The 16,342-nt window shown below is 61.8% G+C and carries 15 protein-coding genes; 4 read left to right on the forward strand and 11 right to left on the reverse strand.

What is annotated here, in order from left to right:
- Window positions 1–59: 59 nt before the first annotated feature.
- Together JNM28_10825 and JNM28_10830 are read left to right on the forward strand one after the other, a co-directional pair.
- Window positions 60–731, forward strand: a complete 672-nt coding sequence (locus JNM28_10825; protein MBL8068934.1) for a ThuA domain-containing protein — start codon at window positions 60–62, stop codon at window positions 729–731.
- Window positions 718–1,803 carry a Gfo/Idh/MocA family oxidoreductase gene (locus JNM28_10830; protein ID MBL8068935.1) on the forward strand — a complete coding sequence of 362 codons (1,086 nt, stop codon included), beginning with the start codon at window positions 718–720 and terminating at the stop codon, window positions 1,801–1,803. Before JNM28_10825 ends, JNM28_10830 begins: the two co-directional genes overlap by 14 nt.
- Here the strand turns inward: JNM28_10830 and JNM28_10835 are convergent.
- The 3 genes from JNM28_10835 to JNM28_10845 all read right to left on the reverse strand — a co-directional run bounded on the left by JNM28_10835 (window position 1,800) and on the right by JNM28_10845 (window position 4,851).
- Window positions 1,800–3,614 (reverse strand): hypothetical protein, encoded by a 1,815-nt coding sequence (locus tag JNM28_10835; GenBank protein MBL8068936.1) that lies wholly within the window; start codon window positions 3,612–3,614, stop codon window positions 1,800–1,802. The two genes, JNM28_10830 and JNM28_10835, sit on opposite strands and share 4 nt — an antisense overlap.
- Entirely contained in the window at window positions 3,615–4,331 is a 717-nt protein-coding gene (locus JNM28_10840; GenBank protein MBL8068937.1) for a methyltransferase domain-containing protein, read from the reverse strand.
- 73 nt (window positions 4,332–4,404) lie between these two features.
- Window positions 4,405–4,851 carry an RNA-binding protein gene (locus tag JNM28_10845; GenBank protein MBL8068938.1) on the reverse strand — a complete coding sequence of 149 codons (447 nt, stop codon included), beginning with the start codon at window positions 4,849–4,851 and terminating at the stop codon, window positions 4,405–4,407.
- 955 nt (window positions 4,852–5,806) lie between these two features.
- Here JNM28_10845 and JNM28_10850 point away from each other — a divergent pair.
- Window positions 5,807–7,396: a TROVE domain-containing protein gene (locus tag JNM28_10850; GenBank protein MBL8068939.1), complete on the forward strand. Its 1,590-nt coding sequence runs from the start codon at window positions 5,807–5,809 to the stop codon at window positions 7,394–7,396.
- 74 nt (window positions 7,397–7,470) lie between these two features.
- On the opposite strand, the gene JNM28_10855 is transcribed toward JNM28_10850, so the two are convergent.
- The 8 genes from JNM28_10855 to JNM28_10890 are packed head-to-tail and all read right to left on the reverse strand — an operon-like array spanning window position 7,471 to window position 15,253.
- Window positions 7,471–8,652, reverse strand: a complete 1,182-nt coding sequence (locus JNM28_10855; protein ID MBL8068940.1) for an argininosuccinate lyase — start codon at window positions 8,650–8,652, stop codon at window positions 7,471–7,473.
- Window positions 8,649–9,707, reverse strand: a complete 1,059-nt coding sequence (locus tag JNM28_10860; protein ID MBL8068941.1) for a M20/M25/M40 family metallo-hydrolase — start codon at window positions 9,705–9,707, stop codon at window positions 8,649–8,651. The genes JNM28_10855 and JNM28_10860 overlap by 4 nt, the downstream gene beginning before the upstream one ends.
- Window positions 9,704–10,573, reverse strand: a complete 870-nt coding sequence (gene argB / locus JNM28_10865) for an acetylglutamate kinase (protein ID MBL8068942.1) — start codon at window positions 10,571–10,573, stop codon at window positions 9,704–9,706. The genes JNM28_10860 and argB overlap by 4 nt, the downstream gene beginning before the upstream one ends.
- On the reverse strand, window positions 10,570–11,544 hold the full coding sequence (locus JNM28_10870) for an N-acetylornithine carbamoyltransferase (protein ID MBL8068943.1): 975 nt from the start codon (window positions 11,542–11,544) through the stop codon (window positions 10,570–10,572). Before JNM28_10870 ends, argB begins: the two co-directional genes overlap by 4 nt.
- Window positions 11,545–11,546: 2 nt before the next feature.
- A complete protein-coding gene (gene argC / locus JNM28_10875) occupies window positions 11,547–12,596 on the reverse strand; it encodes an N-acetyl-gamma-glutamyl-phosphate reductase (GenBank protein ID MBL8068944.1) in 1,050 nt (349 codons plus the stop codon).
- Window positions 12,589–13,644 carry a hypothetical protein gene (locus tag JNM28_10880; GenBank protein MBL8068945.1) on the reverse strand — a complete coding sequence of 352 codons (1,056 nt, stop codon included), beginning with the start codon at window positions 13,642–13,644 and terminating at the stop codon, window positions 12,589–12,591. Before JNM28_10880 ends, argC begins: the two co-directional genes overlap by 8 nt.
- On the reverse strand, window positions 13,632–14,840 hold the full coding sequence (gene argG, locus JNM28_10885) for an argininosuccinate synthase (protein ID MBL8068946.1): 1,209 nt from the start codon (window positions 14,838–14,840) through the stop codon (window positions 13,632–13,634). Before argG ends, JNM28_10880 begins: the two co-directional genes overlap by 13 nt.
- Window positions 14,837–15,253, reverse strand: a complete 417-nt coding sequence (locus JNM28_10890) for an arginine repressor (GenBank protein MBL8068947.1) — start codon at window positions 15,251–15,253, stop codon at window positions 14,837–14,839. Before JNM28_10890 ends, argG begins: the two co-directional genes overlap by 4 nt.
- A 90-nt stretch (window positions 15,254–15,343) precedes the next feature.
- Between JNM28_10890 and add the strand changes: the two genes are divergently transcribed.
- Window positions 15,344–16,339 (forward strand): adenosine deaminase, encoded by a 996-nt coding sequence (gene add, locus JNM28_10895; protein MBL8068948.1) that lies wholly within the window; start codon window positions 15,344–15,346, stop codon window positions 16,337–16,339.
- Window positions 16,340–16,342: the final 3 nt, after the last annotated feature.

Genomic DNA, 16,342 nt, shown 5'->3' on the forward strand with positions numbered 1-16,342 from the left:
CGTGAGTTTACTGCCCGGCCCCGGAAACCAGGTGGCGGCAGGCGGCATACTCAAACCCGATGGCAAAGGCACTCATTGTAAGCGGAGGGTGGGACGGCCACAAACCGTTCGAAGTGGCAGAGGTGTTGACGGGGTCTTTAGAGGGCCAGGGCGTGCAAGTGGAGAATTCGCGCGACCTGGACGACCTGAAGCGGTCGGCTGAATTCGATTTGGTGGTTCCCAACTGGACGATGGGTTCTATCGATCCGGGCCAAGTGCAGCCGTTGGTCGAGGCCGTGGCGGGCGGAATCGGCCTTGCCGGGATCCATGGAGGCATGGGTGATGCGTTCCGCTCTTCAACCGAATACCAGTTCGTCGTTGGGGGGCAATTTGTCGCCCACCCAGGGCCGGGTGACCGGCGATACTCTGTCCGGTTCCGCCCGGGGCACGCGCTGACCCAAGGACTCGAAGATTTCGAGGTGGCCACCGAAAAGTACTATCTCCATGTCGACCCCGCCATGCGGGTCTTGGCCACTACCGAGTTCGAAGATTTTGACGGCACTGTGATGCCGGTCGCCTGGACCAAAGCATGGGGGGAAGGGAGGGTGTTCTATTGCTCCTTGGGTCACGACCCGGAAATCGTCTCGCACCCTTTAACGTTGGAATTTGTGACAAGGGGAATGCTGTGGGCGGCAGATCGCGCCTCCACACTTCAGGGCGACCGGTTTGGGGAGGTCTATGGCCGCGCTTGAAGTCGGGGTCATCGGCTGCGGGAACATCAGCGGCGCTTACTTTGAAAACGCCAAGCGCATGCCCGCGATTCGCATCGCCGCCTGTGCCGATCAAGACCCGAAACGGGCCGAGGTGTCGGCCGAGAAATACGGCTGCGAAGCCCTTTCGGTGGACGCGTTGCTCCGGTCCAACGTGGACATCGTCCTCAACATCACGACTCCAGAAGCCCACTTCGACATCGCTAAAGCAGCGGTTTTGGCCGGTAAACATGTTTATAACGAAAAGCCGCTGACCGTTTCTAAGCAAGAGGGCAGGGAGTTGCTGGAGTTGGCGGATTCCCGGGGAGTGCGCGTTGGGTGCGCCCCCGACACGTTTTTGGGAGCCGGATACCAGACCGTCCGCAAAGTCATCGACGGCGGCGGGATCGGCCGGCCCGTTTCGTTCACCGCCTTCATGCTCTGCCCCGGGCACGAAAGCTGGCATCCCAACCCGTTTTTCTATTACGACTTGGGCGGCGGTCCGATGTTCGATATGGGCCCCTATTACCTGACCGCGCTCGTCCACCTGCTCGGCCCGGTTCGTCGGGTGATGGGGACCACCAGCCAGGCCCATGCCGAACGCCTCATCACATCGCTTCCGCACCGGGGGGAATCGGCGCCTGTCCGCGTGCCGACCCATGTCCAATGCCTGCTGGAAATGAAGAGCGGGGCCGTCGGAACCCTGATCACGAGTTTCGACGTGCAAGCGCACACCCTGCCGCACATCCAAATCTACGGGTCTGAGGCAACCCTGACCTGCCCCGACCCCAACACCTTTGGAGGGACGATCCTCCGCGGGGTCGGGCAGGAATGGGAGGAGATCCCTTTGCAATTCCCGAACGAGGAAAACAGCCGGTCGCTTGGAGTAGCTGACATGGCGGATGCCATCACAAATTCACGACCCCACCGGGCCAGCGGGGCCCTCGCCGGCCATGTCTTGGACATCATGCACGCCGCCCATGAGGCGGCAGAATCGGGCCATGCCGTCGAACTCCAAAGCGGCGTCCAACCCGCACCGCTGCCGGATGGGCTCGCCAAAGGAGAGGTCGGTTAGAGACAATTCCTGCGGGCCAGGCGGATTTCTTCCAACAGGAATTCGGCGACCGTGTCCATGGGCTGACCGTTCAACCGGTTGGACTGCCGGGCCCGCGCGATCACCTTTGGGTCGTGAGATAGGCGGTCGTCCCTGATCAGGTCTTGGTCGATGGGCAACCGGGGATGTTTCTGCGATTCGCGTAAGGTTTCCAAGGAGTCGACTACCCAAACTGCGCTCGTTTCGGATCCCGCCCGTGCCAACACCACCGCGGCGCACTCCATGCACCGGAATGCCGCCAAATTGGAATTGAGGGCTACCGCAGACTCGACCCCGGCGGCCGCGGATGCCAGCGCTTCCCGGTGACGGCCTAGGTGGGATTCGGCAAACGCCTGGAGGGACACGGCCAAGCCGGTCCCGTAAAAGGGCTCGGCGCCATCAAGCAACTCAGAGATCCGGCTGGCGTCCCGCATGGCCGACTCAAAATCGGAGGTCACAATGAAATACACCATCCGGTGGATGTAGAACTGACTGAGGCGGTATGGGCTGACAAATTCGGCTTCCGCCCGGGCGATGCTCGCATTCATGTCGGCCCTCACGCCATCGGTTTTCATTTCACTCAAGCTGATGGACGCCAACATCATGGTTGTCGAGGTGATGTCCAGCTCGAGCCCGTTGGCATGCGCCAGCTTGTTCGCGAGCTGGAAGTACTCCCGGGCGCGGTCGAGGTCTCGGAGTTCCACATAGACATAACCTACAAAGCTGAGCATCGCGACATGCATGGGGTTGTCTTCTGGGGTCGCATCGATCACAAACCCGCCCCAACGCAAAGTCCGGGCGTGGTCATTCAACAAACCAGCGGTGCGGGCGGCCGTCCTTGCGGTTAAAAGTCGTCCTTCGCTGAATCCTTCGGTTGCCCCGAGCACCTGCTCCAAGATCGAAAGGTATTCCTGCATGTGGTGAACACACGACGGGTTTAGGCTTTCGGCGCAGACCATCTCGAAAACGGATTCCGGATCCTTGGCCAGCGCCGAGGCCACTATTGTGGCCAAGAGGCTTTTCTCGCCCGGCTCGGCAAACATTTGGGAGCGGGGGTTTGGGGTGATTTTCCCGGTTTTGATTTCAGAAGCCAATTGGATGACTTGGCGGGGGGGCGGGATGCCGAGCGCATCCTTGAATGCCCGAGAAGCGCGTTGGCCGATCCGGATGGCCCGATCGGGATCACCCGATTCGGCCGCCAGCCTCATGGCCAAGACCAGCGACTGCTCGTCGAATTGGTCCATGTCCAAGGCGGATTGGGCCGATTTCAAGGCCTCCTTCCACATCCCAGACTCGGCTTGGGATTCGGCGAGCTCGCGCCAACACGATTTGCCAACTTCGACCCAAAGCTCCCGCTCCAATTCGACCGATTCCGAGTCGAAGCCGGGCATAAACCCCGACTGGGCCAGCAAGGCGAGCTCTTCCAAAAGGGCCCTCTTCTTCGCACCTGGCCCGGCTGCCTCACATTGCCGTTGGATCTGCCGGGCCCGCAAGAGGTCGCAATCCAAGGCATTGCGGTCGACATACAAGAATTGGCCGTCGTTGAGAATGACGCTTGGCCCGAGGGCCGCCCGCAATTGGGAAAGGGCTGTGCGCAGGCTGACCCGCGATTTTTCGGGAGGGGTCTCTGGCCAAAACTCCTCGACGATTTGGGAACGGGATACCGGGTGCTCGCCGATCAGGCACTCCGCAAGGATGAGGGCCGCCCTTCGCGTCGGCAGCCGGGCGATTTGGCCGGAGGCGCGCCACAGTTGGAACCCCCCAAAGAGCCGCGCACGGGGGCGCCCGGCCAACTAGAGCCCCCCTTTTTGGAACTGGTAGATCTGGAAGGTTGGGCAGCGGGCCTCTTCGGCATAGCCAGGATCGTTTTCCGGTGGCAGTGGCTCAAGGAACGCGGTCAGGACCAAGCCTCGGCGAAGGAACACTCCCAAAACGTAGCCCAGCGGGCGGTGGTAATTCACGATTTGCAGTCCGGACCAAGCCAAGTCCATGGCAAAACAGTCCATATATCGGTCCACCGGGCGGTGGAGCTTGTTGCCGTCCGCATCTTTGACCCACCCGTCGGAGGCCGAGGCCAAGTTGCTGATTGTGGCGGCCAAAAATCGGCCACCCGGTTTGAGCACTCGGGTGATTTCGTCCGCGGCTGGTTCAAGGTCGGCGATGTCGACCAAGGTCAGGTAGCTGACGACGTCATCGAAAAATCCGCTGTCTAAGGGGATCGCCCCTGCTTCGGCCACGATGAATTGGGCCCCGCAATTTGGGGCGCCGGCATGCCGGATGAACTCGGCCACCGGGTCGATTCCTATGACCGAGGCTCCGGCCTGGCTGAGGATCCGCGCGAAACGTCCCTCGCCGCACCCCAGGTCAAGAATCCGGCGACCCTGCACGCATCCCAAAAGTTCCAACATCGGGGGATCCAAAATCGCGCGCCGAGAATAATCGCCGCCGTCCTTTTGGAGTGCGATCCAAGCTGAGGCGGATGCCTCCCATTTTTGAACCGGATCCTCCATGGCTCAAGGATATCTGAAAAAAGAGGGGGGTGCCGAACGGCACCCCCCTCTTGTTCACTGGGCGAACTCCGCCTTACCAGCGGTCGCCGCCGTCGTCGCGGCCTCGGCCACCCCGACTGCCGCCACGGCCACCACCGCCACGACCACCACCGCCGCCGCGTCCGCCGCCGTAGCCCCCGCCGCCGCCATAGCCGCCGCCACCGCCACCGCCGTAGCCACCGCCGCCGCCTCGGTTACCGCCACCGCCGTAACCGCCGCCGCCGCCACCGCCGAAGTCGCGCTTCGGACGCTCTTCTCGCGGTCGGGCTTCGTTGACCCTCAGGGTTCGGCCCTTAAAGTCCACTTCGTTGGTCGCGTCGATTGCGGCCTGCATTTGTTCTTCGTCCACATCGATGAACCCGAACCCGCGGTCCGGGATGATGCGGGGATTGGTGCCGCCATAAGCTTGGTAATGGTCGGCGAGTTGCGCTTCAGTTGTCGAAAACGGGAGGTTGCCGACAAACAGGGTTTTAGTAGCCATTGAATTTCTTTTGGGTCTCTGGTTTTGTTGAGTTTCTTTAGGGTCGAGGGAGTCGGGTTCTGCTAATTTTGCTGTTAAACCAGGATCCGGGACAACGAACTCTCCTATTATGGCGGTTTTGAGCGCGGATCACAAATTTTGCCTAGTCGCGATTTTCACATCACTCTTGAAAGTGGCCTTAACAATTGCCTGGGACCCCGTTGACAGCCCCGCAATCCCGCCTGGTAGAGTAGCCGACCTGTGAAAAGCAGACCAATCGCTTAATGTCGCCGTCGATCCCTCCGGGTCTGGCGGAGGCATTTAAAGAGAACTGATCGACGTAGCGGAGCGGAGAATTTTTCCAATCCCCCAACCAGAACAAAAATTGTGCGGGCCGAAGGCTCTGGGTTATCGTCAACAACCGAGCAACCCCCCATTGCCGCTCCTTGCCCGCCAACCAGACCCTATCAGCGCATGCGGGCCGAAGCCTTTGGCTTATTGCCTGTAACGCACGTGGACGCCGGTTCGAATCCGGCCACCTGGCTCTTAACCTTAGTAGGGTGGGGCCTGGTGTAGCTCAGTGGAAGAGCACGTCGCCAAAGCATCACCTTGCCTGCATGCCCAACCCCCTCTAAAACGACACAACTGAAGATTTGACCTCCGGGCCGGAGGGTCTGGGTTATCCCCTTCCCTGGGCTGCTGTTAGGGAGTCTCCGGCGGAAAGGCCGGCCAGCCAACCGGCTGAGGCGAGTGGATCGCGGGCTTGGCAGCCTATTTCCCAACCTACACCTTGCCTGGGGGTCGCAAATGCCTTCCTTGCGGGCCGAAGCCGTTGGGTTATCGGTTACGCCGCTTCGGCGGTTACCTGGTTCGAATCCAGGGGCAGCGGGCCACCCCGCTGCTTGGCCAGCGGCACCACATTGCCCGCGAGGTTGAAAATCAAGACCGGAACAGAAAAACAAGGAGAACAGAACACATGAAATACACGCAACTCTTCCATAAGGCCAAGACGCGCCAAAGCCAACCCATCGCGGGTTCCGGGCAAACCCGGAACAGCGCGGGCGGATACGGCTGGGACGTCGACCGCTGGGAGATGCTGGACCGGTTCTTGATCCTTGGGAGCGAAACCGGCACGGTTTATGTGGCAGCCCAAAAGCTGACCGCCGACCATGCCCGCAACGTGATCGAGGCCATCAAGGACGACGGGGTGCGCGCTGTGGCGCGCATCGTCGAGGTCAGCACCAGAAGCTTGGCGCCGAAAAACGACGCCGCGGTTTTTGCGCTCGCCCTCGCCGCCGCCCACGGTGATGAAAAGACGCGGAAGGCCGCGTTCGATGCCGTGTCGCAAGTCTGCCGAACCGGCACCCACCTGTTCGCGTTTGCCGACGCCTGCGACTCCCTCCGCGGATGGGGCCGGGGGCTCCGGCGCGCCGTCGGGAATTGGTACAACGCGCAATCCGCCGAAGACTTGGCCTACGGCCTGGTGAAGTACCAGATCCGCGAAGGGTGGAGCCACCGTGACCTGCTGCGCCTGGCGCATCCGGTTGCGGCAACGCCGGACCACGACGCGCTGTTCCAGTGGGCCGTCAGCAAGGAACTGAAGGCGGACATCCCGCTGGTTAGCGCCGTGCTGGCTTTGCGGCAAGCCAAAGATCTGGACACCGTTTGCGAACTCATCCGCGAATTCCGGATCCCGCGGGAAGCCGTGCCGACCGAGATGCTGACCGAACCGCGTGTTTGGGAAGCCCTCTTGGATGACATGCCGCTGACCGCGATGCTCCGGAACTTGGGGAACCTCTCCAAGCTCGGCGTTTTGCGCAAGAGCTTGTTCGGGGCGCATTCGCCGGGGGTCGACAAGGTTGTTTCCACATTGGAAAATCCGGTTCGCCTCCGCAAGTCGCGGGTTCACCCGGTTGCGGTCTTGGCCGCTCTGACAACCTACGCTTCCGGGCGTGGGTTCCGGGGAGACGGATCGTGGAAGCCGGTACAACGGGTCGTCGACGCGCTCGACCGGGCGTTTTACGATTCGTTCGCGAACGTGGAACCGACCGGTAAGCGGATCGTCCTCGCCTTGGACGTCTCCGGGTCGATGGCCGGAACCCTGGTTGCCGGGGTCGTCGGGCTCGACTGCCGCCGGGCGTGCGGGGCGATGGCTCTGGCGACGGCGGCTTCGGAAAAATCGGCATCGTTCCTCGCGTTCGACACAAGCGTGTACCCGCTGGCGATCGATGGTTCGATGAGGCTTGACACGGTGGCCTCGCTGCTGGCAAAAACCGGTGGCGGCGGAACCGACTGTGCGGCCCCAATCCAACATATGGTCAAGAAGAAGGTGGAAGCTGACGCGATCATCCTCTACACCGACTCGGAAACCTGGTACGGGTCGCAGCACCCGGCTGAAGCGATGGCGGATTACCGCCGGAAGGTCAACCGGAACGCCAAGCTCGTCGTGGTCGCCATGGCGTCCAACCGGACGTCAGTCGCTGACCCGCTCGACCCGCTGACGTTGAACGTGGTCGGGTTCGATGTCACGGTGCCGAACCTGATCGCGCAGTTTGTGAACGCGTAGGTCACTGTCCTAACCCCCTGGCCTTCAAGCCGGGGGGTTCGAACTTTGCAGCTGCGGCCCTACCACTTTCCCTCTTAGGGAGTCTCAGTACCCTTGCCTATGCGGCGGTACGCCTCTCGGAAGGGAATCCCTTCTTGCTGCACAAGGCGGAAGGCCGCTTCGGCGGCGTTGATACCGGGGTCCGTGACTGCCGCCGCCCGTGCGGCATCGAACTCCACACGTCCGACCGCATAGGCGGCAATATCCAAACACCCCAATGTGCGGTCGATTAATCGGAAGAGCGGCTCCTTGACCAATTGCAGGTCGCGGTGGTAGCCCGATGTCATCTTGGCGGTCACCGCCAACACCGCTTGGAGGTCGGCAGGGGCCTGGGCGCTGTGCCCGCGCAGCAATTCGAACACGTCGGGATTGCGCTTTTGCGGCATGACCGAAGATCCGGTTGTGATGTCTTCCGCGAGCCTCACAAACCCGAATTCCTGCGAAGCATAAAGGCAGAGGTCGGCCCCCAGGCGGCCGATGTCTTGCAAAATCAGGCTGCCCGCAAAGGCCAGGGCCGCCTCCGCTTTGCCCCGGCTAAGCTGGGGGGCCGTAACCGGCTGATGGGTTGCGGCAAATCCGAGGTGCGCGGTAACTTGGTTCCGGTCCAGGTTCAAACCCGGCGTGCCATATCCGGCGGCAGAGCCGAGCGGATTGAGCCCGGCCAATGACTCAGCATAGTCCAGGGCTCCGGCGGAGTGCCTGATTTCCGCGCTGAATCCTTCCGCCCACAATTGGACACTGGATGGCATTGCCTGCTGGAGGTGCGTGTAGCCCGGGATGGCCACGTCTCCCTGCGCCTCTGCCAAACGGTCAAGGGCCTGGCAAACCTCGTGGGCGGCATGGCGGATGCCGGTGGAGGCATCAAGGAGGTACAGGCGCAAAGCGGCAAGCACTTGGTCGTTCCGTGACCGGCCGAGATGGATCTTTCCCCCGAGTGAACCCAATTTCTCCGTCAACCGGTTTTCGATGGCCGTATGGCAGTCCTCCATTTCTATGGAGATCTCGAGCGATTCTTGCCCGATTTCTTGCAACGCCTGGCACATTGCGGAACACTCTGCCGCCGTCAAGTGCCCGCACGACTCCAACATGCGGGCGTGGGCGGCACTGGCCAAGAGGTCATACGGGATTAGGCGTTGGTCCAAAACGGGGTCTTGGCCGACCGTGAATTCCAAAATCTTCCGGCTGACCGGAGTGCCCTTGTCCCAAAGGCGGCTCATGCCAAGAACCTCTGGGCTACCGCCCGGTAGGCCCCGTACCCGGCTACAACCTCCGACTCCCAAATGAATTCATCCGCAGTATGGGATCGCGCCGAATCGCCCGGCCCGAACTTGATGGCGTCAAACCCCTCGAACCAGACTTGGTCGCTCATCGTCCGGCTCGCAAACGGCGTGGCGCCGGGAACGGCGTCTATCACCGTTTGGACGATCCGGGATCCGGGATCGCACGAAAAGGCTTTTAGCCGGGAGCTCCGGATCTCCACCCGGCTTTCCAGGGTTCTACGGAGCAGGTCGGTGATCTCCTCGTGGGTTTCAATGAACCCGTCGTCTGCCGGCACCGTCCGGATGTCCAGGATGGCGCGCGCTTCTGCAGGAACTTGGTTTTTTGCCCCTGAGCCGCTGACGACGGTCGGGTTGATGGTGGGCGCGCCGAACCGGGCGTGGGGGGTCAGCCCGACCTGTTCCAGCCGGGAGATGTCGCGGGCCAATTTGAACACTGGGTTGTCGGCAGGAATGGTGTTTGCCGCGTGCCCTGCTATCCCCTCGGCGACAAGTTCCAAAACCAGCAAACCCCGTTGCCAGACCCCGATTTGGAGCCCCGTCGGTTCACCCACGATGACCCCTTTGGGCCGCCAGCCAAGGTCATCTCGCAGATAGGGCCACGCGACTTCCGTGCCCTGCCCTCCGGTTTCTTCCTCGGGGCTGAGGAGGATCGCCAGGCCCGGCACATCATGGAGGCTGCAAAAGGTCGCGAGCATGGCGGCGGCACACCCTTTGGCGTCGTTGCTCCCCAGGCCATAGACCCGACCGTCGACGACATCTGCCGTCCAAGGATCCCTTGTCCAGGCGTCGTTGGGCGGGACGGTGTCGAAGTGGGTGTTTAAGAGCAGCCTCGGCTTGCCCGCGGTTTTCGCAATCACGTTCAATCCGTGGCGCGACACCTCGGCCCCGCTACGGCGCAAGTGCGCGGCGATGAACTCGGAAATCTCCCCTTCGTTGTGGCTCACCGACGGGATCGACACCAAGTTCCGATGCAAGGCAAGCAGGTCGTTCATGGCAGAATCAGAGTGCCGCAGCCCTCGTTGGTGAACACTTCGGTCAAAAGGCAGTCGGGGAAAGACAGCCCGACCACGTGAACCCGCTCGACCCCGCCCCGCAGGGCGGTTTTCACCGCCGAGACTTTGGGAAGCATTCCGGCTCTAACCGTGCCGTCGCTTTGCAGAGCGTCCAGTTCGTCCAGAGTGATTTGGGTGATCAGCGAATTGGGGTCGGCGACTTCACGCAGGATGCCACGGGGGGTGGTAACGATAACCAGCTTAGCCGCCCCCACCGCCGTCGCAATCCGGGCTGCCACGTCGTCGGCATTAATGTTGAGGATCTGGCCCTGGTTGTCGCAAGAAATCGGGCTGACAACCGGGACCGTGCCGCTCGAGAGGGCCATTTCGATAGGGGCAGGATTGATGGAACAGATTTCGCCGACGAGCCCAAAATCGGTTTGTCCGGTACTGGTTTTGACCGGCGGCCGCTTGACGGCATCCACGAGCCCGGCATCGATTCCGCTCAGCCCGACGGCGGCAAGGCCCTGCTTTCGGCAAGCCGCCAAAATGGCCGCTTGAGTTTGGCCGTTGATGGCCATCACCGCCGCATCCAAAGCTTCGAGATCGGTCACCCGGCGGCCATCCACGAATTGGGGGACCAACCCGAGCCGCTCCGAAAGCCCGTTGGTCTGGGGGCCCCCGCCGTGGACCACCACGACCCGGATCCCAAGGGCGGAAAGGATAGCCACTTGCTCGATCAGGCTGGCAAGGGCGGCCGGCTGTGCCACCGCTTCGCCGCCGAGTTTGACGACAAAGGCTTTGCCGCGGTAATGGCCCAAGTAGGGCAACGCATGGCGGAGGGCTTGAACGGGGGAATTGGTCATGGCTGTTCCACGCTGCAGAGAACGGCTTTTTGGGCGTGCAGGCGGTTCTCGGCCTGCTGGATGACAACCGAACGGGGTCCATCCAAGACATGGTCCGCCACCTTCACATTCCGGCGGACGGGCAGGCAGTGCATAAACTTGGCTCCAGGGCGGGCCGTTTCAAACCAATCCTCCGCGACGCACCAGTCGCGGAGCCCGGCCCGGGAATCCATCTCTGCATTGGGATCCCCATAAAATTGAGGGGCACCCCAGCTTTTGCAGTAAAGAACGTGCGCTCCTTGCAGAGCCACGGGCCGGTCTTGGGAGTACGCGACATTTTCAAATCCATCTGTCAGGGCTGCAGGCAGTCGGTGGGATTCTGGGCAGTGGATGACGACCTCCATGCCCCGAATCGCCGCCATGGCCAGGGCGGCATTGGGGACGGCATAGGGAAGGGGTTTTGGATGCCAGGCCCAGCTGAGAACGAATTTACCGCCGCTGGGGATCCCCAACTCATCCAAGGTCATCCAATCGGCTAGGGCCTGGCACGGGTGGTCGACGGCCGATTCCATGTTGATCAATGGTTTGGGGCTCAAGTCTGCGAATTTCGCCATGAGCCCGTCGGCAAGGTCAGATTCCAGGTCTTGCTGGGAGGCAAAGGATCGCACCCCCAGGATGTCGCAATAGCTGGCCAGAACCGGGACGGCTTCTCGGATGTGCTCGACTTCGGCCCCGTCCATCACGACCCCGTCGCGGGTCTCCAGCGTCCAGGTCCCGGCGCCCGGCTGGATGACGACGCTGGTGCCGCCTTGTTGGCCGATGGCGGCCTGGAAGCTGGCCAAGGTTCGCAAACTGGGGTTCATGAACAGCAGCCCGACGACTTTGCCGGCCAGGCGGCTCCCGATGGGATCCCGCTTGAGCGATTTGGCCAAGTCTAACAGCCCGGAAATTTCGTCTCGGCTCAGGCTTTTGAGGGAGAGGAAGTCCTGCATTGCTAGACCCACCCCGGGACGGCGTTCATGAGACCTTCCGTTTCCTGCAGTCCAAAGAGCCGGTTCATCCACTGCACCGCCCCGCCGGCGGCACCCTTCACCAAGTTGTCGACCACGCTGGTCACGACAATGTTTTTGCCTTCGATTGCGATGCCGATGTGGCACCGGTTGGTGCCGACGATGCTCTTGAGCTCTGGCATCTTGGTGCCCACCGTCACAAACGGGGACTTGGAATAGAACTGGCGGCATTCCGCAACCGCTTGCTCCAGGTCAACCGCTTTTCGCAAGGTCGCAAAGCTGGTTGCGTGGATCCCCCTGGCAAACGGACCGCTGTGCGGGACGAACGTAACGGCCGCATCTGGTTCGTAGGGCTGGAGGAGGAATTCAATTTCTGGTCGGTGCCGGTGACACAAGGGCTGGTAGGCCCACATCGAGCTTTGCCGGTGGGGGTGGTGGGTTCCCGCCCCCGGTTGCCGGCCGGCACCGGTCGAACCCGTGACCGCACTCACGTGGACATGCGGCTCCAACAGACCCGCAGAAAAGAGCGGTGCCAACCCCATCGTCACACAAGTGGTGAAGCAGCCGGGGTGCGACACATGCCCATCCGGGGTTGCCTTTTCCAAATCTGGCAAGGCGCAAACGAACCGATCCAAGAGGCTAGGCGCCGGGTGTGGTTTGCCGTAAACCGCTGAATAAGCATCGGATGCCCGGTAACGGAAATCGGCCGAAACATCCACGATCGTGACATCGGCGGCCGAGCGCGCAAGCAGGCCATCCAACAGCGCGGCCGCGTCACCGTGCGGCAAAGCGGAAAAGACCGCCACCTTGCGGCGGCTTTGGAACAACGCGTCGGCGTCCTCCCAGGTCTTGAAGCAAAGGTCGCCCGCCGGGCCGGTCAAGTGGGGGAACACCTCGTCCACCCTTGAACCAGCCTGCGAAGCCGAAACGAGTGCGTCCAATCGGAACGACGGATGGTTGATCAAGTGGCCGATCATCTCGGCAGCGACATAGCCGGTGCCGCCCAAAACGGCGGCGGGGATGTGTTTAGACATGGGAACCTTGGGGGTCGGGCAACAGGAGGTCGGCCATAGCGGCCGGCTCATGGCGTGCATTGAGACAGGGGATTCCGGTTTCCCGGAAAATCGTGGCGCAACCGGCCGAGTTATCGGTTGCCGGACCTGTGATGAGGGCTGGGGCCATGGCGTGGCGGTTTTTGAGCAATTCCACCGCCCCCCACGCCCCAACCGGATCCCCGGCCGCCAAAACGAGGGCATCTATCGCCCCCGCAATTTCGGGGTCTTGCAGGATGGCGGCGACGCCATATTCGCCAAGCAAACCGTCGCCGAGTTCCAAGACGACAACATCCGGCTTTGCGGGTGCCAAGCGGTTGAGGGAAGTTTTGGTGAGTTGGGGCGCGTTGGACGCCTGCGTGGTGACGATGCCGAAATCGGTGAAGATGCAAACTTCGCCGGCCCCCGCGTCTTCCATGGCCAAGATGTCGCGGCGCAAGCTCACACCGGTCGTTTTGGCGGCGCTGACCCGGCAGCCCCGGCGGACGAACTGTTGAATGAGGGTCAGGCAGGCTTCGGTTTTGCCCGAGTTCATGCAGGTGCCGACAACTGCGACGACCGGCGGGATGCCGGGGGCCAACCGGGATTCCAGGGCCGGGCAATGGGCGGCGATGTTGGCGGGAATGCCGGTCCTGCTTCCCAAATCGGGGAAGCTGAGCACCGCCCCCAAAACCTCCACGTGGTGCGGAGGGCCAACCATGGGCGAGTGCGATGTGCACACGCCGACCACACCACCCATGTTGAGCAGGTTGAGGGTGTCGCCGGTTTTGATTTCTTTGGGGATATGCCCGGCATAGCCTTGCAGGGCGTTCCGGTGGCCCAGGGCCCCGGCAATGACGTCGCCCTGTTTGATTGCCGCCATCCTTCCCGTGGCCAGCTCCAACATGTTGTACGTGCTCTTTTCCGTGAGCACCCGAACCGCCACGATGTCCCCTTCTCGGCAAGGGTAACTGTCGTCGATCCGGACATCCCGCCGCAACCCAGCGTTGAGCGTGACACTCGCAACCTTGTCAAGAATCAAGGCGCGCACTGGCTTCCCCCATTGGCGCGGGCATGGAGGACGCCGCTCAATCCATAAATCCGGCAAAAGCCTTTTGCGTCTTCGGGGGTCCATTCACCCACCGATTCCCCGTAAACGGCCCGGCTGGCCGCATGCAGCGAGAACGGCGACTCTACTCCGGTGACAAAACACGAACCCGTCCGAAACTCCAAGTGCACAGTGCCCGTGACAGAAACTTGTGATTCATTGAAGAGGGCTTCGGCCATCCGGGTGGCCGGGTCGGTGGCCAACCCTTCGTGGATCCATTCGCCATAAAGGGCGGCGACCTGATCCTTCAAGCTGATCTGCCTCTTGGCTAAAGTGAGTTTTTCGAGCTCGCGGTGGGCCATGACGACGACGGTCGCGGCCGGCGCTTCAAACGCAACCCGTCCCTTGATCCCCAGGATTGTTTCGCCCATGTGGATACCCCGGCCGATTCCGTACGACCCGGCGAGTTTGTCGAGCTTGCGGATCAGTTCCACGGGAGCCAGGCGTTCAGCGCCCAGTGAGGTCGGGATTCCGCGTTCAAACCCGAGTGTCGTTTGGAACGGCCCCTGCGGGATGTCAAAGGCGTTTTTCGTCCGCTGCCACTGAGATTCTGGGATGGAGGATTTCGTGCCCGTGGTCTCCTCTCCCCCGATCGTCACGCCCCAAAGCCCTGAATTGACGCTGTAGGCGGCTTTGTCGGCGGGGAAATCAAGACCACGTTGTTTGAGCAACGCCAGTTGCTCCGGGCGTTTGGGGGCCAGGTCGCGGACCGGGGCCAAGATCTCCATGCCCTGGGCCAATGTGCGGAGGGCGACTTCGAACCGGATTTGGTCGTTCCCGGCTGCAGTGCACCCGTGGCCAACGGCGGTGGCCCCAAGATCTTGGGCGACCCGCGCCGTCTCCCGCGCTTGCAACGACCGTTCCGCCCCAACGCAAAGCGGATAAACCCCTCCGCGCATCACGTTGCCGGCAATCAGGTGTCGCAGGGTTTCATCAAAGAACATCTCGGAAGCCGGGACGGTGATGTGCCGCTCTGCCCCCAGGAACCGGCTGCGCCCTTCGATCTCCGTCAGTTCAGCGTCGTCAAACCCGCCGACATCCACGGTTACCGTGACCACGCGGTACCCCTGGCTTTGTAGGACCGGGATGCACCAACAGGTGTCGAGCCCCCCGCTAAAGGCAAGGGCGGCCGTCTTCACTGCTGCCACCCCAACTTTGCGAGGACGGCGTTTTGGGCCGCAGCATCCGGTGTCGCCACAAATATCGTGTCGTCGCCACTGATCGTCCCCGCAATTGCAGGGAGGCTAAGGGCGTCGAGCTTGACGCCGGCAAGCGGGGCGGCCCCCGTCGCGGTTTTGAGGACCAGGAGGTTAGGGCCGGCCGCGGCAACGTCGATGATCCCGAGGCTGGCCGCCAAACCCTGCGCAGGCAAAACGTACCGACCTCCTTCTTTGACCACGCCCAGATCGGCAAGGTCGCGACTGACGCTGCTTTGCGTCACCGTGTAGCCGGCTTCGCCCAAAAGCCTCTGCAGCACATCTTGGTTGGGCACCACGGCGTTTGAGATCAACTCGCGGATCAACGCCTGCCTTGACTCCTTGGTTCCGATCATAGGAATTGCATATTATGCAGAAATACAATCATAAATGCATCGCATTAGCTTGAATCTGGGCATTTGGCCCGGGTGGGATAACATCTCACCGTGGTCTCAATCGAACAATGCCGGGCGATGCCCAAAGTCGAACTCCACGTCCACCTAGAGGGCTCGATCCGACCCCAAACCCTCATCCGGCTGGCAGAAAAGAACAAGGTCGCACTCCCAGCAGACACCGTGGAAGGGCTTGCCGAGTGGTACCGCTTCCGGGACTTCCCCCATTTCGTCGAAATCTACACGGCTGTCAGCAGTTGCATTCGAACGCCCGAAGACATCGAATTTGTCGCCACGGAATTCCTCCAGGGCCAGGCTGAACAAAACATCCTTTGGAGCGAAGCCACATATACCGCCGGAACAATTGCCAAGGAGAGTGGCATCCCGTTGGATGAACAATTGGGTGCCTTGGGAGAGGCTATGGTTTATGGTCACGAACAGCTGGGCATCCACATGGGCTTGATCATCGATATCGTCCGAGGTTGGCCCGTGGATTATGCGATGGAAGTCGCCGATTGGGCGATTCGGTCAATGGGGCGCGGGGTGGTTGCGCTCGGGCTTTCGGGTATCGAAGGCGTCGGTCAGACGGCCCCTTATGCCGAGGTGTTCGCCCTGGCCGAGCGGGCGGAGCTCCCCATTGTCCCGCATGCCGGAGAAACACAGGGTGCTTATTCAATTTGGGATGCTTTGGAATACACCGGTTGCCAACGGATCGGGCACGGGATCCGGTGCTTGGAAGACAAAGAGTTGGTCAGGGAGCTCAGGCGTCGGGGCACGGTTTTGGAAGTCTGCCCAACGTCCAACATCTGCCTGACCCCCATCCCCGATTTGGGCCACCACCCGATTGCGGAAATGCATGACCTCGGCCTGGCTGTGACCATCAACAGCGACGACCCGCCGATGTTCGGAACGACCCTGAGCGACGAATTCGCCCGGTGTTCGGCGGCCTTCGGCTGGGACGGCCAGACCTTGTCTGGGCTGATCCGAACCGCTGCCGAGTCCTCTCTTTGTCCCGAACGGGATACGCTCACCGCCAGAGTGTCCCAGTAAACT

It is taken from the genome of Armatimonadota bacterium, from assembly GCA_016789105.1.
Taxonomy (GTDB): Bacteria; Armatimonadota; Fimbriimonadia; order Fimbriimonadales; family Fimbriimonadaceae; genus UphvI-Ar2.

Excerpts from the sequence above, each read along its gene's own strand:
- JNM28_10825 (MBL8068934.1), top strand. The coding sequence starts at position 60 with ATGGCAAAGGCACTCATTGTAAGCGGAGGGTGGGACGGCCACAAACCG.
- JNM28_10830 (MBL8068935.1), top strand. The coding sequence starts at position 718 with ATGGCCGCGCTTGAAGTCGGGGTCATCGGCTGCGGGAACATCAGCGGC.
- JNM28_10840 (MBL8068937.1), bottom strand. The coding sequence starts at position 4,331 with ATGGAGGATCCGGTTCAAAAATGGGAGGCATCCGCCTCAGCTTGGATC.
- JNM28_10845 (MBL8068938.1), bottom strand. The coding sequence starts at position 4,851 with ATGGCTACTAAAACCCTGTTTGTCGGCAACCTCCCGTTTTCGACAACT.
- JNM28_10850 (MBL8068939.1), top strand. The coding sequence starts at position 5,807 with ATGAAATACACGCAACTCTTCCATAAGGCCAAGACGCGCCAAAGCCAA.
- JNM28_10855 (MBL8068940.1), bottom strand. The coding sequence starts at position 8,652 with ATGAGCCGCCTTTGGGACAAGGGCACTCCGGTCAGCCGGAAGATTTTG.
- JNM28_10860 (MBL8068941.1), bottom strand. The coding sequence starts at position 9,707 with ATGAACGACCTGCTTGCCTTGCATCGGAACTTGGTGTCGATCCCGTCG.
- argB (MBL8068942.1), bottom strand. The coding sequence starts at position 10,573 with ATGACCAATTCCCCCGTTCAAGCCCTCCGCCATGCGTTGCCCTACTTG.
- JNM28_10870 (MBL8068943.1), bottom strand. The coding sequence starts at position 11,544 with ATGCAGGACTTCCTCTCCCTCAAAAGCCTGAGCCGAGACGAAATTTCC.
- argC (MBL8068944.1), bottom strand. The coding sequence starts at position 12,596 with ATGTCTAAACACATCCCCGCCGCCGTTTTGGGCGGCACCGGCTATGTC.
- JNM28_10890 (MBL8068947.1), bottom strand. The coding sequence starts at position 15,253 with ATGATCGGAACCAAGGAGTCAAGGCAGGCGTTGATCCGCGAGTTGATC.